Below are 15,748 nucleotides of genomic sequence, written 5' to 3'. Positions count from 1 at the left end.
GCCCGGTCGCGGCGCTCAGCTCGCCAGGCAGCCGGGACCGAGTAGGGCCTTCAGATCGCCCATGAGCGCCGACGACGGTTCGACCCGCAAACTGCTGTCCAGTTTCAGCAGGGTGGTTTTCTCCCGCGCGCCCACATGCCGTACGTGCACGTCCGAGGTCCCCGGATGCCGGGAGAGCACCCGCTTGAGTTCGCTGATCTTGTCGGGTGTGCACATCCGGGTGGAGATGGTCACCGACAGCGGTTTGGCCACCCCGATCGCGGAGAGGTCGGGCACGGCCAGATCGTTGGCGATCAGCGAGATACGGTCGTCGCGCATGGAGACCCGGGCCTTCACCAGCACCACGGCGTCCTCCACCACGTCCATACCGTAGACGGAATAGGCCTGTGGGAAGAACAGTACCTCGATACCACCGGTGAGATCTTCGAGCTGGCACGATGCCCAGGCCAGACCGTTCTTGTTGATCCGGCGGTTGACCGAGGCCAGGATACCGCCGACGGTCACCTGGGTACCGTCTTTGATCCCGCCCTCCAGGATCTGGGGGATCTGGGTGTCGGCGGCGGCGGCCAGCACGTGATCGATCCCGTTGAGGGGATGGCCGGAAACGTACAGGCCCAGCATCTCCCGTTCCAGGGCGAGGCGGTGTTTGGAATCCCACTCCTCGTCGGGGACCTTCACATCGAAGACCGAGGCCACCGATTCGCCGCCTTCGTCGTCCATTCCGCCGAACAGATCGAACTGACCGATCGCCTCGGCCTTCTTGGTGGACATGACCGCGTCGATGGCGTCGGAGTGCACCAGCATGAGGCCCTTGCGGGGATGCCCGAGCGAATCGAACGCCCCGGCCTTGATGAGCGATTCGGTGACCTTCTTGGTGCAGGCCACCGTATCGATCTTGTTCAGATAATCGGAGAAATCGGTGAACTTCGATTTCTCCTTACGGGCATTGATGATCGAGGCGACCACATTCGCCCCGACATTGCGCACCGCGCCCAGGCCGAAACGGATATCGGCGCCGACCGAAGCGAAGTTCGTCTCCGATTCGTTGACATCGGGCGGGAGCACGGTGATGCCGAGTTTGCGGCAATCCGACAGATACACCGCGGCCTTGTCCTTGTCGTCACCGACGGAGGTGAGCAGACCCGCCATGTATTCGGCGGGATAGTTGGCCTTGAGATAGGCGGTCCAGAAGGAGACCAGGCCGTAGCCGGCGGCATGCGATTTGTTGAACGCGTAACCGGCGAACGGGAGAATGGTGTCCCACAGAGCCTTGATAGCGGGTTTGGAGAAGCCGTTGGACTGCATACCGGCCTCGAAACCCTCGAATTCCGCCTCGAGAACCTCGGCTTTCTTCTTACCCATGGCGCGGCGCAGGATATCGGCTCGGCCGAGCGAATAGCCGGCGACCTTCTGCGCGATCTGCATGATCTGTTCCTGGTAGACGATCAGGCCGAACGTATCGGCCAGGATGTCTTTCAGGGGTTCTTCCAGCTCGGGGTGGATCGGTTTGACCTCTTGCCGGCCGTTCTTGCGGTCGGCGTAGTCGTTGTGCGCGTTCATGCCCATCGGGCCGGGACGGTAGAGCGCGAGCACGGCGACGATATCCTCGAAACCGGTGGGCTGCATCCGGCGCAGCAGATCGCGCATGGCGCTACCGTCGAGCTGGAACACGCCGAGGGTATCGCCGCGGGAGAGCAGCTCATAGGTGGCGGGGTCGTCCAGCGGCAGATTGTCCATATCGAGGTCGATACCGCGATTGGATTTGATGTTGTCCAGCGCGTCACCGATCACGGTCAGGTTGCGCAGACCCAGGAAATCCATCTTCAGCAGGCCGATGGCCTCACACGACGGGTAGTCCCAGCCGGTGATGATCGCGCCGTCCTGCGCCCGCTTCCACAGCGGGATCGCGTCCATGAGCGGTTCGGAGGACATGATGACCGCGCAGGCGTGCACACCGGCGTTACGGATCAGGCCCTCGAGACCGCGCGCGGTCTCGTAGATCTTCGCGACATCGGGATTGTTACCGATGAGCTCGCGGACCTCGGCGGCTTCCTTGTACCGCTCGTGCTCGGGATCCATGATCCCGGCCAGCGGAATATCCTTCGCCATGATCGGCGGGGGCAGCGCCTTGGAGATCTGGTCGGCGATGGCGAAACCGGGCTGCCCGAACTGGACCCGCGCCGAGTCCTTGATGGCGGCCTTGGTCTTGATGGTGCCGAAGGTGATGACCTGGGCGACCCGGTCGCTACCCCAGCGCTCGGTCGCGTAGCGGACCATCTCACCGCGGCGGCGATCGTCGAAGTCGATATCGATATCGGGCATCGATACGCGTTCGGGGTTGAGGAAGCGCTCGAACAGCAGCCCGTGCGGGATGGGGTCGATATTGGTGATCCCCATGGCGTAGGCGACCAGCGAGCCGGCCGCCGAGCCGCGGCCCGGACCCACCCGGATACCGACCTCCCGAGCGTGATTGATCAGGTCACCGACCACGAGGAAATAGGCGGGGAAACCCATTTCGATGATCACGCCGAGTTCGTATTCGGCGCGTTCGATGTACTCGCGTGGTACCCCGCCGGGGAACCGGCGCTCCAGCCCGCGGTGTACTTCCTTGCGCAGCCAGCCGGCCTGATCCTCCCCCTCGGGAACCGGGAAGACCGGCATCCGGTCGCGATGCTCCCAGACCTCGGCGTAGGACTGGACCCGCTCCCCGATCCAGACGGTGTTGTCGCAGGCACCGGGCACCTCGTCGTCCCAGAGCGCCCGCATCTCCGCGGCGGACTTCAGGTAGTAGCCGTCGCCGTCGAATTTGAACCGGGTGGGGTCGGAAAGGGTTTTACCGGTCTGCACACACAGCAGCGCCTCGTGGTTGCTCGCCTGCTCCTTGGTGACGTAGTGGCAGTCGTTGGTGGCCAGCGGTGGGATATCGAGCGCGCGACCGACCTCGAGCAGGCCCTGGCGGACCCGTTTCTCGATGGACAGACCGTGGTCCATCACCTCGAGGAAGAAGTTGTCGCGGCCGAAGATCTCCTGCCATTTGGCGGCGGCCTCGAGTGCCTCGCGTTCGTGCCCGAGCCGCAGCCGGGTCTGCACCTCCCCCGAGGGGCAACCGGTGGTGGCGATGATGCCCTCGGCGTGCGCGGCGATGAGTTCCTCGTCCATCCGCGCCCATTTGCCGAGCTGGCCTTCGATACTCGCCAGCGAGGACAGTTTGAACAGGTTGCGCAGGCCGGTCGCGTTCTCGGCGACCATGGTCATATGGGTGTAGGCACCGGAGCCGGAGACATCGTCGCTCTTCTGGCTGGGATCACCCCACAGGACCCGTTTGGTGTCGAAGCGGGAGCCGGGCGCGATATAGGCCTCGATACCGATGATCGGCTTGATCCCGGCCTTCTTCGCCGAATGGAAGAACTCGGCCGCGCCGTACATATTGCCGTGGTCGGTCATACCCACGGCGGTCATACCGAGACGTTCGGCTTCGGCGAACAGCGGCGAGATCTTGGCGGCCCCATCGAGCATCGAGTACTCGGTGTGGTTGTGCAGATGAACGAATCCGGACGAGGCGGCCAAGATCTGTCCTTCCTCCCAATGGCTCGGCGAAGGCTGGTGTAGTGAGTTTATGCGCCCCGGCCGACAGCCACGGCGCCGGATCGGCGCGCCCGCCGGACCCGGCGTGTCGTCGCCGGTACCTGCCGTCGCAGCGCGATTCGGCCCCCGGCCGGAGCCGGTCGCTGGTAGGGTCGGGCCGCGTCACGTACCCGGATGTATCCCTCCGACCACCCCTCCCACGACCACACCGGTGCACGATCGACCCAGCGAGGTGAACGATGACAGCACGTACGATGGCGCTCGCTCTGCCGGCCGCGGCAGCGCTGGCGGTGGGGACCCTGACGGCCACCGCGGCACCCGCCGCGGCGGAGGACGGCTCGTTCGGAACCGTCTACTCCTTGACCGAGGGCGCCTGCCTCGCGCAGGTCGACACCTCGGTCACCGGTCCCGGATATCCGGAACACGCCGCGTTCACGGTATCGACCATCATGTTCGGAATCGGCCCGTGCAGCCTGCCGGTCACCCTGAACTGGCGCAATCTCGACACCGGGGAAACCGGCTCGGTCACCAGGACCGCGAACGGACCCGGGCACTGGATCAACGACGGACGCTCGGCTCTGTTCCGGCCCGGTATCGGGCGGTTCACCGCGACCGTCACGGTGGGCGCGGCCCATCTCCCCGAACCGGGTGCCGTGGAGTTCACCGTGGCGAAGTATCAGGGGTGATCACCGGCACTCGCGAAGTGGATCCAGGCCCCGTCCCCGGCCCACGCGGCGGGAGGACCGTACGGCCCACCCGATAGACGGCCCGCGTCCCGGTTACCGCACCGGCTCGCCGGCGTGGGCCGGTCATCGTCTCCGGAGAAGGTTTCCCGCGGCAATGGCGGTTGCCGCGGGGAGCGTGAGACGATGACCGGCCCAGGCCGGCGAGAAGGTCCGCACCGGACCGGGACAGGGGTATGCGATGACAGCGTCCGTCCTGGCCGTCTGCGCCGCGGCCGTACTGATCGCCGGCGCGCTGCTGATCTGGGCACGGACGCGCCGGATGGTCACCACCCCGGCGGAACGCGCGGTCCACGCGGCCCTGCACACCGCCTCGCTCGCGGCCCGCTCGCTGCGCCGGGGACTGACCCGCGAATCGGCACTGGACGCCGCTCCGCATCTGCGGACCCTCATCGGGGCCGAGGGGATCGGGGTGGCCGATGCCGACGGCGAAATCCTGGCCTGGGACGGGACGCACCGAGGCCTGATGCCCGAGTTCGGTGCCGCGGCCCGGCGGGCCGTCGCGGAGGAACGGGCGGTGCTGGTCCACGTACCCGAGGCCGACCATCCGGGACGCACCCTGGTCGTCCGGCCGCTGCTGGCCGACAGCGGTGCCGTGCCCGGTGCGCTCGGTATGGTCACCGGCGGGCAGCCCGGCCCGGGAACCCTCGGCGCGCTGGCCGAGGTCGCGCGCTATGCCTGCGGGCAATTGGAACTGGCCGAGCTCGACGCCTCGCGGGCACGGCTGGACCGCGCCGAGGTGCGGGCGTTACGCGCCCAGATCAGCCCGCATTTCATCTACAACGCGCTCAACACCATCGCCTCGTTCGTCCGCACCGATCCCGACCGGGCGCGTGAACTCATCCTGGATTTCGCCGATTTCACCCGGTATTCCTTCCGGGCCGCCGGGGAGTACACGGTACTGGCCGACGAACTCAGCAATATCGAGCGCTATCTGGAACTCGAGCGCGCCCGGTTCGGATCGGCGTTGCAGGTGCGGTTGCGGATAGCTCCCGAGGTGCTCGGGGTGACCCTGCCGTTCCTGGCTTTGCAACCCCTTGTGGAGAACGCCGTCCGGCACGGGCTGGCGGGTGTCCCCGGGGGTGGCACGGTGACCATCGAAGCGATGGACAGCGGGACCGACTGCGTGATCAGTGTCGAGGACGACGGCGCCGGAATGGATCCCGACCTGCTGAGCTCGGGCTCGCTGGACGCCGCCGGCAGCGGGGCGAGCGGGGAGGCCCCGCATATCGGGCTGGCCAATGTGGACGACCGGTTACGGGCCGCGTTCGGCAACGATTACGGGCTGGTGGTGGATACCGCGCCGGGCGCCGGTACGAAGGTGAGTATGCGCGTCCCCAAATTCCGGGCCGGTATCCGGCCGTAACGGGAAACGGCCGGGCCCCGCTCACCCTCACAGAGCGGGGACCGGCCGGCACCGGATCGTGCGACCCGGATTCAGTGCGCGACGGCCTTTTCCGCGCCGACCCCGGTCAGTGCCCGGACCTCCATTTCCGCGGTCTTGGCCGGATCCTCACCGTCCTTGTCACCGAGATAGGTACCCACCACGCCGAGGACGAATGCCAAGGGGATGGAAACGATTCCGGGATTCGACAGCGGGAACCAGGCGAAGTCCAGATCGGGCAGCATGGCCGACGCCGAACCCGAGACCGCCGGGGAGAACACGATCAGCACGATGGTGGACAGCAGACCGCCGTACATGCTGAACAGGGCCCCCCTGGTGTTGAACCGCCGCCAGAACAGCGAGTACAGGATGGTCGGCAGATTCGCCGAAGCGGCGACCGCGAAGGCCAGTGCCACCAGGAAAGCGATGTTCTGGCCGTTGGCCAGGATGCCCAGCCCGATCGCCAGGACACCGATCACCACGGCGGTGATCCGTGAAACCCGGACCTGGGTGTTGTCGTCCACCGCGCCGCGGCGGATGACATTGGCATAGATATCGTGCGCGAACGAGGCCGAAGCGGTGATGGTCAACCCCGCCACCACGGCGAGGATGGTCGCGAACGCCACCGCCGAGATGACGCCGAGCAGGATCACTCCACCGAGTTCGAAGGCCAGCAGCGGTGCCGCCGAATTCTGCCCGCCGGCCGCGCCGAGGATCCGGTCCGGGCCGACGATCGCCGCCGCACCGTAGCCGAGTACCAGGGTGAACAGGTAGAAGGCACCGATCAACACGATCGCCCAGACCACCGAGCGCCGCGCTTCCTTGGCGGTCGGCACCGTGTAGAAGCGCATCAGCACATGCGGCAGGCCCGCGGTGCCCAGTACCAGCGCCAGGCCGAGCGAGACGAAGTTGAGCTTCGACATCTCGCTGCCGCCGTACTGGGCGCCGGGTGCGAGCACATCGCGCGCGGCCACTTTCGCGTCACCGGAGCCGGAAACAGCGCTCTGGGCACCGCTCAGGATCGCCGAAGCATCGAAGCCGAACTTCGCCAGCACCATGACGGTCATCACCGCGGCGCCGGCGATCAGCAGCACCGCCTTGATGATCTGCACCCATGTGGTGCCCTTCATCCCACCGACCAGTACGTACACGATCATCAGCACCCCGACCACGGCGATCACCACGGCCTGTCCGGTTCTGCTGGACACATCCAGCAGCAGCGCCACCAGACCCCCGGCACCCGCCATCTGCGCGAGCAGATAGAACAGCGAAACCGCCAGGGTACTGATCGCGGCGGCGGTGCGGACCGGCCGCTGCCGCAACCGGAAGCTCAGCACATCGGCCATGGTGAACTTGCCGGTATTACGCAGCATTTCGGCTACCAGCAGCAATGCCACCAGCCAGGCCACCAGGAAGCCGATCGAGTAGAGGAACCCGTCGTAGCCGTAGACCGCGATGGCTCCCGCGATACCCAAAAAGCTCGCCGCGGACAGATAATCGCCGGCGATGGCGATACCGTTCTGCGGGCCGGTGAACCCGCGCCCGCCGGTGAAATAGTCCGCGGCGCCGCGAGTGTTGCGGCCCGCCCAGAACACCACACCCATCGTGACCACGACGAACAGCGCGAAGATAGCGATATTCGCGGCCGGGTTGCCGACCGTTGTGCCGGCGGCGTACAGCATGGTCACGACTCATTTCCTTCCAGTTCGGCGCGCAGCGCGGCGGCCCGGGGATCCAGTTCCCGATTGGCGAATCGGACGTAGAGACCGGTGATCAGGAAGGTCGAGGCGAACTGTCCCAGCCCGAGCAGCAGCCCGATATTGATGTCACCGAAAACCCGGGTTGCCATGAAATCGTGTGCGTAGGCACCGAGCAGCACATAGCCGAGGTACCAGAGCAGGAACAGCGCGGCCATGGGGAAAATGAAGCGGCGCAACCTGTTACGGAGTTCCTGGAACTCCGGACTTGCCTGCGCGGCGACGAAATCGGCGGCCGGAGTGGCCCGGCCGCCGCCTTTGTCGAAATCTGTATCGGTCATGCCGTGTTCCTTGCGCTGTGACGTGCGTTACCCGTCCTGAAGTTAGCCAAGGACACCGCGGCCTCGATAGGTGTGACAGCGGTCACTCGCCGAAGGGATGCGACGGTGCGGTGAACGGTCACTGTGCCGCGACGAGCGGTCCGGCGAGATCACTCCGGCCGGGAGCCGGGCGTCCGATCGGCTCCCATCCCGAGCCGTTCCGGCGCGTGCATCCGGACGAACGCCTGCCCCACCCCGGCCGGACGCGCGGTGAACCGGCTGACCAGCACCATCGCCCCGAAGGCCAGCGGCACCGCGACCGCCGCCGGATACCCGAGCAACGCGGCGGGCCAACCATCGGCCCACTCCTCGGCGACACCGCCGAGCACCGACACCACCGTCGCCGCCCCCGCGACCAGCCCACCGGTCACCAGGCCCGCCGCCGCCCCCGCCGCGGTGAGACCATGCCACCAGATCCCCAACACCAGCAGCGGGCACAGCGTGGCGGCGGCGAGGGAGAACGCCAGGCCCACGGTGCGGGAGAGATCCAGGGTGGCCACACTCACCGACACCACCAGCGGCACCGCGCCCGCCACCAACGCCGCCACCCGGAAATCCCGGATCCGTCCCCGCAGCACATCGGTACTCAGCACACCCGCGATACTCACCACCAGCCCCGAGGAGGTGGACAGGAAAGCGGCCATCGCCCCCGCCGCCACGAGCGCCGCCAGCAGCTGTCCCGGCAGGCCGGCCAGCGCCGAGGACGGCAGCAGCAGCACCGCCGCGTCCGAGGTTCCGGTGATCAGCAGTTGCGGTACGTACAGCCGGGCGAAAACCCCGAGCAACACCGGGAACAGGTAGAACACCCCGACCAGTGCGATCACCGTGAGCGCGGTGGCCCGAGCCGCGCGACCGTCGCGGTTGGTGTAGAAGCGGACGAGCACGTGCGGTAGCCCCATGGTGCCCAGAAAGGTCGCGATCATCAGCGAGTACACCTGGTACCGCGGATGCGGCCCGGCGAAACCGTTACCCGGGCGCAACCAGTGGGCGCCGTCGGCCGGTGCCCCCGCCACCACCGGCACCGCGGCTCCCGGTTCGAGCACCAGCCGGGTCTCGGGAGCCAATTCGTGGTTACCGGCACTCAGCAGCACCGGCCCGTCCACCATCTCGCCGTCGAGGACACCGTGCACCGAGACATGCTGCGCTTCCGCCAGCCGCACCACCACGGGTGTGGTCACCTCCACCGTGGTGCGTTCGCTCACCGTCGGCGGTGCCGCCGCGCCGAGTTCCCGGTCCGCGCCGGGGTGTCCACCGCCGAAGAAATGAACGAGCAACACCAGGGCGGGCAGCGCCACCGCGCTCAGTTTCAGCCAGTACTGGAACGCCTGAACCAGGGTGATCGAGCGCATCCCGCCACCCACCACGTTCGCCACCACGATCACCGCCACCGCCACCGCACCCACCCAGCCCGGCACGCCCAGCAGAATGCGCAGGGTCAACCCCGCGCCCTGCAACTGCGGGATCACATACACCGCGCACACCAGCACCACCACCACGGCGGCGAGCCGGCGCAGGCGCGGCGACCCGAGGCGGAATTCGGCGAAATCCGGCACGGTGTAGGCCCCCGACCGGCGCAGCGGCGCGGCCACGAACAGCAGTAGCGCCAGATAACCGGCGGTGAAGCCCACCGGGTACCACAGCGCGTCGGCGCCGTATTTCGCGATCAGCCCGGCGACCCCGAGAAACGAGGCGGCCGAGAGATATTCACCGGAGACCGCGGCCGCGTTCCAGCGGGGTCCCACACTGCGCGAGGCCACCAGGAAGTCGGAGGTCGTGCGCGCCCAGCGCACCCCGTACACGCCCAGCGTCACTGTCGCGACCGCCGCCGCGAGCAGCGCGCCCACAGTGAGCCCGGACGCGCTCACCGCCGGTCTCCGCGGATCCGCCACGCGGCGCCGGACGCGCCTGCCGCTCGTATCTCAGTCACCGGTGAGCTCGAGGAAATCGTTCTCGTTGCGCTCGGACAGCCGTAGATAGACCCGGCCGGTGAGCCACAGCAGCGGATAGGCGGCCCCGCCCAGAACCAGCCACGGCAGCCGGATCCCGAATACGACCGTCTCGGCCACCGCGGTCACTCCGAAGAGCAACGGCAGCGCCGCCAGAACCAGGACGATCGCCAGCCCGCAACTCAGCGCCAGGCCGAGCTGCGCGCGGACCAGCCCGCCGATCAGCGCCGCCCCGATCTCGGTCTGCTCGGCCACCTCCACCCGGGTCCGGATCCGCCGCGCACCCCGGCGTTCGGCGAGTACCACCCGCCGGCGGGGCGGTTTCGGTGGCGGGCCGATCATCACCGCTCCGGCACCGGATGGGGGCCGTGCACCAACCGCTGTTTGAGTTCACGCACCTGGCGCCGGCTCACCGGAAGTTCCACCGGCCCCGCCCCCCGCAGGCACACCACCGTCGCCGACCCCACCGTACGCAAGCCGGTCACCCGCCCGAGCGCCACCAGATAGGACCGGTGCACTCGCAGGAAACCGTCCCGCCAGCGTTCCTGCAGCGCCGACAGCGGAATACGTACGAGATGGGACCCGGTATCGGTGTGCAGACGCGCGTAATCGCCTTCCGCCTCCACCCAGCTCACCTGTGACCGGTGCACCAGGGTGGTCACACCCCCCAGCTCGACCGGGATGACCTGGCTGTTCCCGGCGGGGTCGGACCCGGGACCGCCGGACGGGGCGCGGCGCTCCGCGATACGCCGCAGCGCCGCGGCCAGCCGCTGCCGACGCACCGGTTTGAGCAGATAGTCCACCGCGCCGAGATCGAACGCGGCCACCGCGTGGTCCTCGTGGGCGGTGACGAACACCACGGCCGGGGGATTGGCGAATTCCGAGAGGATTCCGGCCAGTTCCATACCGTCCAGCCCGGGCATATTGATATCCAGGAAGACCGCGTCCGCCCCGCGTGACCGGAGTATCCGCAGCGCACCGGTCGCGTCGACGGCTCCGTAGGATTCCGTCACCGCCGGTTCGGCACGCAACAGATACAGCAACTCGTCCAGCGCCGGCTGCTCGTCGTCCACGGCCAGCACGCGCATCCGCCAGACCCTTCCTGCTTCTCCGACCCGCCCATGGTAGTCACCGGACGGATGCTGCGGACCCGGGACGGGTGAACCGGACGACTCAGGAGCCGAGCCGGTCCATCCGGCGCTGCATCTCCTCGGGCCCGATATCCTCCACATGGGTGGCCACGGTCCACTGATGACCCCACGGGTCGACGAACGAACCGGTGCGGTCCCCGTAGAACTGGGTTTCCGGGGCGCTGATCTCGGTGGCGCCGGCGGCGAGCGCGGCCGCGTGCGCCGCCTCGACATCGGGTACGTACACGTACAGGTTGACAGGCGTACCGCCGATCGAATGCGGATCGCGGAACGCCATCTCCGGCGCGGGATCACCGAGCATGAGCACGGAATTGCCGATCAGCAGTTCACAATGCATCACGGTGCCGCCGGGGCCGGGGATCCGCATCCGCTCGGTGGCGCCGAGAACCCGCTTGTAGAACTCGACCGCGTCGGCCGCACCCGCGATCGCCAGCCCGGGTGAAATGGTGGGGTAACCCTCCGGTACTGGGGAGACATCAGCCATCGCGGGACCTCCGGTTTCGGATCGGTTGACGGATGTTCCGAGCTTAGGCGCCGGGCACGGCTCCGCCCGGCGACCGACACGGCCCCGATCAGTCGTCCCAGCAGACCTTCGTCTCGATCACCTGCCGTAAGACCGTCGCGGTCTGCGGGTTGCGGTAGAACTGGTGACCACCGATGGTGATCGACCCGGCGATCGGCAGCGGCATGCCCAGATCGACGGTGATCTCGCCACTGCCCTGCATGGCGTAATCCTCGATATCGAGGGTCCCGGCCTCGTTCGGCAGATCCCAGATACTCGACTTCGGGGTCTGGGTGACATCGAGGCGGATGGTCAATCGGCCGCCGTCCCGGTCGACGAGGGTGGCGGTGGTCACCTGATCGAGGTCGACTCCGCCGCCCACGGTCTGCTGCACCCGCCAGACCGCGCCCACCCCCACCGGTTCGTCCGGGAAGGTGATGGAACGGTAGACGGCCTGATAGAACGCCTGCTCCAAGGCGGCGCGCGCCGAATTGGAGGTATCGGGAGCGGGTGCCAGGCGCAGCGCGGTGATACCACCGAGCTCGCTCACCTCCAGCCCGGCATGGGAACCGTCGGCGGCCGTGAGCGCCTCGGAGAGGGCGGGATCGGGAGTGGTGACCGAACCGAGCGTCAGTTCCACCCCGTCCGAGTCGGCGGTGGCGGTCATCGGGATGGTCAGCGCGGGGCTGGAGAAATCCCGTACCTGCTGGGAGTCGATCTGCTGCTGGATCCGGTGATCGGTACGCAGCGTCACCGCCTGCACGGTGCCGTCGGAGTAGGACGGGCGCAGTGTGGACCGCGGTTCGCTACCGGGATCCACCGTGGTGACCACCGCCGCGGCGATCGGGACCGTGACCTCGTTGCCGATTCCCAGCGGCTCGGTGCCCTCCACGTCGGCCGCGGATTCTCCCCGGTCGCTGCAGCCGGCCCCCAATGCGGTCAGCCCCACCGCGAGGACCAGCATCAGCACTCTGGACCGGGCCAGGCGGGGCGTAGGAAACGAACACAACACCGTCACGACCGACAGCCTACGAGGCGTACCTGAGCGTGGGCTGGGACATCCGCGGATCATTCGTATCGGCGCCGGTACGGCCGCGGAACGGTTCTCGATCGGTACGCCGGGTCCGCGCACGGGTGCCCACGGTGCCGGTCCGGCACAGCTCGAGAGATGATGGTCGGCGTGAGTGAGGACCGGTCTACACCCGAGCGCGACCCCGACGACCGTCCCGCCGGTACCGGCAGGCAGCCCCGGCAGCGGCTTCGGTTACTGCTGGCGGTAGCGGCGGCACTGTTCGTTCTCGACCTCGTCACCAAGATCGTGGTGGTCGAGTACATCCGGCCCGGCGAATCGGTATCCGTCATCGGCGACGTCGTGGAACTGGTGCTGGTGCGCAACCCCGGTGCCGCGTTCTCCATGGCCACCGGGATGACCTGGCTGCTGACCCTGATCGCCACGGCGGTGGTGATCGGAGTGCTCCGTATCGGCCGGACACTGCGCTCCACCCTCTGGGCCGTGGGCCTGGGCGGGGTGCTCGGTGGCGCGCTGGGCAACCTGGTGGATCGGCTCTTCCGCGCCCCGGGCCCGTTTCAGGGCCATGTGGTGGATTTCGTCTCGGTCGGCTGGTGGCCGGTGTTCAACGTGGCCGATTCCTCGATCGTCTGCGGGGCCGTCCTCCTCGTGCTGCTGACCGTATTCGGTTTCGAACCCGACGGCACCCGCTACGAACGCAAACCCCCCGCCGCGCGGAACCGGGAGACATCGCCCGAGGACGCGGCCCCGGCCCCCACCGACCCACCCGACCCCGACCACGGCCGATCCGCCGAAGGCTCCGCCGCCGCGTCCACCAGCGAGGAGACGGCCGCATGAGGGAGACCAGGACCATGCCGGTCCCCGATGGGCTCGACGGTATGCGGGTGGACGCCGGACTGGCCAGACTGCTCGGCCTGTCCCGGACCGCGGTGGCGGCGCTGGCCGAGGAAGGGTCGGTACAGCTCGATGGTGTGCCCGCCGGGAAATCCGACCGGCTCACCGCGGGCGCCTGGCTGGAAGTCGTGTTCCCGGAACCGCGCCGCGCACTGACCATCGAAGCCGAACCGGTGGAGGGTATGAAGATCCTCTACGCCGACGACGATATCGTCGCCGTGGACAAACCGGTGGGTGTGGCCGCGCATACCGGGGTCGGCTGGAGCGGGCCCACCGTCGTGGGCGGGCTGGCCGCGGCCGGATACCGGATCTCCACCTCCGGGGCGCACGAACGGCAGGGCATCGTGCACCGGCTCGATGTGGGCACCTCCGGGGTCATGGTGGTGGCCCAATCGGAACACGCCTATACGGTGCTGAAGCGGGCGTTCAAACAGCGCACCGTCGACAAGCGCTATCACGCGCTGGTGCAGGGTCATCCCGATCCCAGCAGCGGCACCATCGACGCACCCATCGGCCGTGCCCGCGGAAACGACTGGAAATTCGCCGTCACCTCCGACGGCCGCCCCAGCGTCACCCATTACGACACGGTGGAGGCGTTCCAGGCGGCCAGTCTGCTGGATATCCACCTGGAAACCGGCCGCACCCATCAGATCCGGGTGCATTTCTCCGCCATCCGCCACCCCTGCTGCGGTGATCTCACCTACGGCGCGGACCCACGGCTGGCCGAACGGCTCGGGTTGCAACGGCAGTGGCTGCATGCCCGTTCGCTGGGTTTCCACCATCCGGCGGACGGCCGCTACCTGGAGATCACCAGCGAATATCCCGAGGACCTCACCCGGGCTCTCGGTATCCTGCGCGACTGCTGACCAGGCCGATGTCCGCATCCGCACCGGTCCCACCCGTCCTCACCCGCCGGGCCCTGCTCCGCGGCCTCGGGTCCGGTGCGGCGGTCGTGATCTGCGCGGTGGCGGTACTACTGCTCGGGGTGGCGAACCCACCCGCGAACGACGGTGTCTCCACCGACCGGCTCGGCCCCGATACGGGGGAAACGGTCGCCGGATACCTGGGGCGGGCCGAGGACTCGCTCACCGGTACCGGCGACGGCGACCGCTGGGCACTGGTGTCGTTCACCGGCTATCGGCCCGCCACCGGGCTCCGGGAACTCCTGGGCGGGCTCCGGGTGAGCCAGGTGCTCTACCAGGTACCGCTGCCCCGGGTGGTGACCCCTCTGTCGGCGGTGCATCTCCCCGACAGCGAGCCGGCGCTCGTACGCTCGGGCCGGGACGCCGCCGACCAGCTCGCCGACCGGCGGCGCTACACCGCCGACGGCACCCGCTCCGCGCGCGTACTGGATGTCTCCGTCGCCCGCCTCCGCGACGACTGCGCCTGCTCGCCCGCAGTGGTCGTACGCGCGCCCCTGCCCCGGCTGCGCGAACTCGCCGAGCGGCCCGGAATCCGCGCCGTCCAGGCACTCCCGGGCGATGCCGTGGCCGAGCGGTTCGCTGTGGTGCCGCTGCTGCCCGACACCACCGACCCGATCGGCGCCCCACCCGACGACGGTCCCGTACCGCCCCGCTGACTCAGAAGTCCAGCGTCACCACACCGTCGAGGTAGCGGCGGCAGCGTCCGGTCAGCAACACCCGGTCGCCGGCCAGTTCGACTCCGAGCGCACCGCCGCGCCGGGACAACTGGCGCGCGGTGAGCGAGGTACGTCCCAGCTCGGCACCCCACAGCGGAGCGAGCTGGGCGTGCGCCGAACCGGTCACCGGATCCTCCGGCACCCCGACGCCCGGGGCGAAGAACCGCGAGACGAAATCCGCCTCGTCTCCCCGCGCGGTCACGATCACCCCGCGCGGCACCGGCGGAAAAGCGGTCAAGGCGGGGGTCAGCTCACGCACGGCCGCCTCCCCGTCCACCACGATCACCACGTCGACACCGTCGTACGCCCGCACCGGCTCCACCCCCAGGGCCGCCACCAGCGCCGGGTCCGGATCGGCCGGAACCGACGCCACTGCGGGGAGATCCAGCACGTACTCGTCGTCGTCGGTGCGGTCCACCCGCAACCAGCCGCTGCGCGTGAAGAAGTCCACGCGATCCTCGCCCGGCTCGATATCGGTGAGAATCTGCGCGGCCGCGGCCAGGGTGGCATGCCCGCACATATCCACCTCCGTAGCAGGGGTGAACCAGCGCAGATGGTAGGCGGGCACACCCTCGGCCCGCGCGCCCGCCTCGGGAGGTAACCGCGAGGTGTAGAAGGCGGTCTCGGAGAGATTGTTCTCCTCGGCCACCTGTTGCAGCACGGTATCGGGCAACCATGTGGGCAACGGCATGACCGCCGCCGGGTTGCCGGAGAACGGTGCGTCGGCGAACGCGTCGATCTGGTGCAGCAGAACCTCCATGCCACGAAGGTACTCCAGGTCCGAATGCTCACTCCGC

At 68.4% G+C, this 15,748-nt stretch carries 14 protein-coding genes; 5 read left to right on the top strand and 9 right to left on the bottom strand.

Annotated features, from left to right (window positions below; translation table 11 throughout):
• Window positions 1-15 precede the first annotated feature (15 nt).
• Window positions 16-3,567, bottom strand: a complete 3,552-nt coding sequence (gene dnaE, locus ACYR7D_RS15610; RefSeq protein WP_459545303.1) for a DNA polymerase III subunit alpha — start codon at window positions 3,565-3,567, stop codon at window positions 16-18.
• Between the two features lie 257 nt (window positions 3,568-3,824).
• On the opposite strand from dnaE, the gene ACYR7D_RS15605 reads away from it, so the two are divergent.
• A complete protein-coding gene (locus ACYR7D_RS15605) occupies window positions 3,825-4,271 on the top strand; it encodes a hypothetical protein (protein WP_459545302.1) in 447 nt (148 codons plus the stop codon).
• A gap of 238 nt (window positions 4,272-4,509) precedes the next feature.
• A complete protein-coding gene (locus ACYR7D_RS15600; protein WP_459545301.1) occupies window positions 4,510-5,694 on the top strand; it encodes a sensor histidine kinase in 1,185 nt (394 codons plus the stop codon).
• A 71-nt stretch (window positions 5,695-5,765) separates the two neighbouring features.
• On the opposite strand, the gene ACYR7D_RS15595 is transcribed toward ACYR7D_RS15600, so the two are convergent.
• The 7 genes from ACYR7D_RS15595 to ACYR7D_RS15565 all read right to left on the bottom strand — a co-directional run bounded on the left by ACYR7D_RS15595 (window position 5,766) and on the right by ACYR7D_RS15565 (window position 12,352).
• On the bottom strand, window positions 5,766-7,394 hold the full coding sequence (locus ACYR7D_RS15595) for a solute symporter family protein (RefSeq protein ID WP_459550178.1): 1,629 nt from the start codon (window positions 7,392-7,394) through the stop codon (window positions 5,766-5,768).
• A 2-nt stretch (window positions 7,395-7,396) separates the two neighbouring features.
• Entirely contained in the window at window positions 7,397-7,750 is a 354-nt protein-coding gene (locus ACYR7D_RS15590) for a DUF485 domain-containing protein (protein ID WP_459545300.1), read from the bottom strand.
• A gap of 149 nt (window positions 7,751-7,899) precedes the next feature.
• On the bottom strand, window positions 7,900-9,654 hold the full coding sequence (locus ACYR7D_RS15585) for a sodium/solute symporter (protein ID WP_459545299.1): 1,755 nt from the start codon (window positions 9,652-9,654) through the stop codon (window positions 7,900-7,902).
• A gap of 54 nt (window positions 9,655-9,708) precedes the next feature.
• Entirely contained in the window at window positions 9,709-10,077 is a 369-nt protein-coding gene (locus tag ACYR7D_RS15580) for a hypothetical protein (RefSeq protein WP_459545298.1), read from the bottom strand.
• On the bottom strand, window positions 10,077-10,823 hold the full coding sequence (locus ACYR7D_RS15575; protein ID WP_459545297.1) for a LytR/AlgR family response regulator transcription factor: 747 nt from the start codon (window positions 10,821-10,823) through the stop codon (window positions 10,077-10,079). Before ACYR7D_RS15575 ends, ACYR7D_RS15580 begins: the two co-directional genes overlap by 1 nt.
• Window positions 10,824-10,908: 85 nt before the next feature.
• On the bottom strand, window positions 10,909-11,370 hold the full coding sequence (locus tag ACYR7D_RS15570) for a VOC family protein (RefSeq protein ID WP_459545296.1): 462 nt from the start codon (window positions 11,368-11,370) through the stop codon (window positions 10,909-10,911).
• 88 nt (window positions 11,371-11,458) lie between these two features.
• Complete coding sequence (locus ACYR7D_RS15565; RefSeq protein ID WP_459550177.1) at window positions 11,459-12,352, bottom strand: hypothetical protein; 894 nt, start codon at window positions 12,350-12,352, stop codon at window positions 11,459-11,461.
• A 204-nt stretch (window positions 12,353-12,556) separates the two neighbouring features.
• Here ACYR7D_RS15565 and lspA point away from each other — a divergent pair, with 204 nt between their 5' ends.
• From lspA to ACYR7D_RS15550, 3 genes are read left to right on the top strand one after another with little or no spacing between them, the layout of a single operon-like run.
• Window positions 12,557-13,255, top strand: coding sequence for a signal peptidase II (gene lspA, locus ACYR7D_RS15560; protein WP_459545295.1), 699 nt, complete (start codon window positions 12,557-12,559; stop codon window positions 13,253-13,255).
• Window positions 13,252-14,178, top strand: coding sequence for an RluA family pseudouridine synthase (locus tag ACYR7D_RS15555; RefSeq protein ID WP_459545294.1), 927 nt, complete (start codon window positions 13,252-13,254; stop codon window positions 14,176-14,178). The genes lspA and ACYR7D_RS15555 overlap by 4 nt, the downstream gene beginning before the upstream one ends.
• Window positions 14,179-14,186: 8 nt before the next feature.
• On the top strand, window positions 14,187-14,891 hold the full coding sequence (locus tag ACYR7D_RS15550) for a hypothetical protein (protein ID WP_459545293.1): 705 nt from the start codon (window positions 14,187-14,189) through the stop codon (window positions 14,889-14,891).
• A gap of 1 nt (window position 14,892) precedes the next feature.
• Here the strand turns inward: ACYR7D_RS15550 and ACYR7D_RS15545 are convergent, their stop codons facing one another.
• Window positions 14,893-15,711 (bottom strand): PhzF family phenazine biosynthesis protein, encoded by an 819-nt coding sequence (locus ACYR7D_RS15545; protein ID WP_459545292.1) that lies wholly within the window; start codon window positions 15,709-15,711, stop codon window positions 14,893-14,895.
• Window positions 15,712-15,748 lie beyond the last annotated feature (37 nt).

The sequence above is a fragment of the Nocardia sp. X0981 genome (assembly GCF_977089955.1).
The sequence above is the reverse complement of the archived record's forward strand: the minus strand, read 5'-3'. Positions and strand labels throughout refer to the sequence as shown.